Origin of the sequence: Bacillus sp. SIMBA_154 (genome assembly GCF_046536015.1) — a bacterium.
Lineage (GTDB): Bacteria > Bacillota > Bacilli > Bacillales > Bacillaceae > Bacillus > Bacillus pumilus_P.
This window is the reverse complement of record NZ_JAWJBV010000427.1, coordinates 1-255: the sequence shown is the minus strand read 5'-3', so window position 1 is coordinate 255 and position 255 is coordinate 1. Positions and strand designations below refer to the sequence as shown.

Here is a 255-nt window from a genome sequence, read left to right as displayed (position 1 = left end):
CCTGTTACACCAGTTGGTCCAGTAGGGCCGGTATCTCCGGTGGCACCAGTTGCACCAGTCGGACCAGTATCTCCGGTGGCACCAGTGGCACCAGTAGGACCGGTATCTCCGGTTGCACCAGTGGCACCAGTAGGACCGGTATCTCCGGTTGCACCAGTCGGACCAGTATCTCCGGTGGCACCAGTTGGTCCAGTAGGGCCAGTATCACCGGTTGCGCCAGTTGGTCCAGTAGGGCCGGTATCTCCGGTTGCACCA

At 61.2% G+C, this 255-nt stretch carries 1 protein-coding gene; it reads right to left on the bottom strand.

Annotated features, from left to right (window positions below; translation table 11 throughout):
• On the bottom strand, nucleotides 1-255 hold a 255-nt coding region (locus R0K30_RS22635), incomplete at both ends, for a hypothetical protein (RefSeq protein ID WP_410613171.1).